General features: G+C 40.4%; 4 protein-coding genes. 1 reads left to right on the top strand and 3 read right to left on the bottom strand.

The window, feature by feature from the left end; translation table 11 throughout:
* Positions 1–149 precede the first annotated feature (149 nt).
* Genes V7121_RS18900 through V7121_RS18890 form a run of 3 tightly spaced genes read right to left on the bottom strand, consistent with a single transcriptional unit; the run spans position 150 to position 1950 of the window.
* Entirely contained in the window at positions 150–671 is a 522-nt protein-coding gene (locus tag V7121_RS18900) for a ferric reductase-like transmembrane domain-containing protein (RefSeq protein ID WP_335501378.1), read from the bottom strand.
* Between the two features lies 1 nt (position 672).
* Positions 673–1551 carry an FAD:protein FMN transferase gene (locus V7121_RS18895; protein ID WP_335501380.1) on the bottom strand — a complete coding sequence of 293 codons (879 nt, stop codon included), beginning with the start codon at positions 1549–1551 and terminating at the stop codon, positions 673–675.
* Positions 1552–1608: 57 nt separating this feature from the next.
* Positions 1609–1950, bottom strand: coding sequence for a hypothetical protein (locus tag V7121_RS18890; RefSeq protein ID WP_335501383.1), 342 nt, complete (start codon positions 1948–1950; stop codon positions 1609–1611).
* A gap of 228 nt (positions 1951–2178) precedes the next feature.
* Between V7121_RS18890 and V7121_RS18885 the strand changes: the two genes are divergently transcribed.
* On the top strand, positions 2179–2352 hold the full coding sequence (locus V7121_RS18885; RefSeq protein ID WP_335501385.1) for a hypothetical protein: 174 nt from the start codon (positions 2179–2181) through the stop codon (positions 2350–2352).
* The last annotated feature ends 156 nt before the right edge of the window (positions 2353–2508 follow it).

The raw sequence follows: 2508 nt of genomic DNA, 5'->3' as shown, positions 1-2508 counted from the left end.
TTGACTTATCGTAGGGCGGAGAGCGAAGGACACTAGCCGTTGGGCGCTGGAGCTGGATTCAGAGAGACTAAATCAATATATCCACAATTAATTATTTTATAATTTCCTATACAACAAAAAAATGGCTTGGAGGAACCTCCAACCCATCTCTACACCACTACCTTCTTATTTTCAGAAGGAAACATTCCTAGCATAAGGACGACTGGTACAATATTAACCACAGCCAAAACCATCCCTTGGAAATCCGTACCACTCATTAACCCGTGTACCGTAACTAAAATATACAGAATAGGGTTAAGGGCATGCAGCTTCTGCCATCTTTTATAACCAATTTGCTTACGGAACTTCGATGTGACAATCGTTAAAACTAAGAAATACGTCGCAATCGATCCTATTCCCATCGAGATTGTTTCATAGCTGCCGCTAAAAGGAATCAGGATATCCGACCCACTGAATTTCATGTAAGCATCAATCAATAGGATTCCTAAGTGTCCGGCCGTCATATTCAATGACCAGTCTGACAATACCTCATGAAAATGAAGGAGATGATTGACTTTCTTTTTCCGTTTCTTCTGTACCGCCGAATAGATTCCTGTTAATGCCGCCAAGTATAATAATAGATAAGCCACAACGCCGGTTGCCCGGATGGCATACCATTCAAATGATTCCATTTTATTCGCCACCTCTCCAAATTTCTTTTGCTTCATTTATGATAACCGCTGGATACCTTTTAACAGAAAGCAAGGCCTTCCCGCGCTCTTCTCCCAATAATAGAACTACTTTCGCTAATACATCCGCTTCCACAGCCGTAGGTGACGTTACCGTAGACGAGATAATTGTGCTCGCAGACGGTTCGCCTGTTGCCGCATCAATCAGGTGATGCTTACTACTTCCATTCATCGTCCATCTTCTTTTCATCGAAGTAGAAGTGGCGACAGCTCCGTCAGATACTTGGATCGAAGAGAGCATTTTGGAAGGATTAATCGGATCTTCAATGCCAATATTTAAGGAGCGCGGCAGACTTCCAAAGATCCGAATATCTCCACCGACATTAACAAATCCATAGCCAGTTTCGGATAAGATATCCGCTGCACGATCGACCACCCATCCCTTCGCAATTCCACCTAAATCAATACCAGTGTTTAGCAGCACGGTTTGCTTTTCTTCATCTAATTGATAAGGCTTCAGTTTTGTAAAAACCGGAGCTGTTGGGGACGGGACACCCAACTCCCGCCCTTTAATATACTCAATCGATTTTGTATAACCGCTGTTTTCAATTGCTGAAAGAATACCAGGATTAAATACTCCATTTGTTTCTTCGTAAAATTTAAGTGCTTCTTTTAAAATACTAAATAATGAATCCGATACCTCGACCTCCTTCCCTAACTGCTGATTTAACTTGGATAACTCACTATCTTCTTTAAACCGGCTGCAGGTGTCTTCGACAGAGGCAAATAATTTGTATACCGGCATGAGATCATTGGCGAATAGTTCTTGATTGATTGATAGTTGGACCATTGTACTCATCGAATTGAAATTATACTTATACATGTTCAGGTCCCTCCTGTAGTTGTATCGTTCTCATTGACAAGAAATGATACTTCTTCATTAGGTTCCCCCGGTCGTAGTATCAAAGCCGCCGAGTTGACCTGGAAACGAATGATCTTGTGAAAAAGATTGGTCATCTGACTGCCCCGTTCCATTAGTGTCTGTAGATTCACTAGAATCAGTAAATGCACTAGTATCAGTTGATTGGCTAGGGACCTCATAAGTCATCGATGAATCTTGGTTACTCTCACTTTGAGATGATTGACTAAAATTTTGTGTGGTCGCTACTGTTGTTGTACTTGTTGTATCTTTATTGGTCATTCCCATATATGACATCATTCCAGCAACAAGAGCAAGACTGGCGAAGCTTACTCCCCAAGAGGTAAATTTTTTCTTTTGCATGTGAAGGACTCCTTTCAATTTTTAAATGCTTTCTAAGTCCATGTCTGTATTATGAAACGCCAACCTTAATTAAGTCTTAACAGAAAGGGACGTTTCTCCCGTCACATGGTATAAACGATGAAAAAATTGTCCAACCTTATTTTATAAATAGTAGGTTTGGAGAGTGGAATTTGGAGAGCAGGAAAAGAGATATATTGATTAGAATCAAATTATGGGGAGTGATTTTTGATGAGTACAGAAGAATTGAATAAAATTATTGCAGTTAAAAAGATGGATTTAGAGGAATGCGAGCAAGAACTGAACGGTCGTTACTACCCGTCTATCGTAAGAGTCGCAATGATGAATTATATTCAAGTCATACAGGAACAATTGGAAGAGTTCAATCTGGATATTAAGAAATAATCATTATGTAAAAATAGCAGTCTCAACAAAAAGGATCAGTCCCCACTGCGGGGACTGACCTGAAGTTTTCGGCGCTCATTTACCGAGTGAGCGGAAAATTCTTTATGACGGGAAATGAAACAGGTCCTCATTTACCGAGTGAGCGGAAAATTCCTT

The sequence above is a fragment of the Neobacillus drentensis genome (assembly GCF_036962125.1).
GTDB classification, from domain to species: Bacteria; Bacillota; Bacilli; order Bacillales; family Cytobacillaceae; genus Neobacillus; species Neobacillus drentensis_B.
The sequence above is the reverse complement of the archived record's forward strand: the minus strand, read 5'-3'. Positions and strand labels throughout refer to the sequence as shown.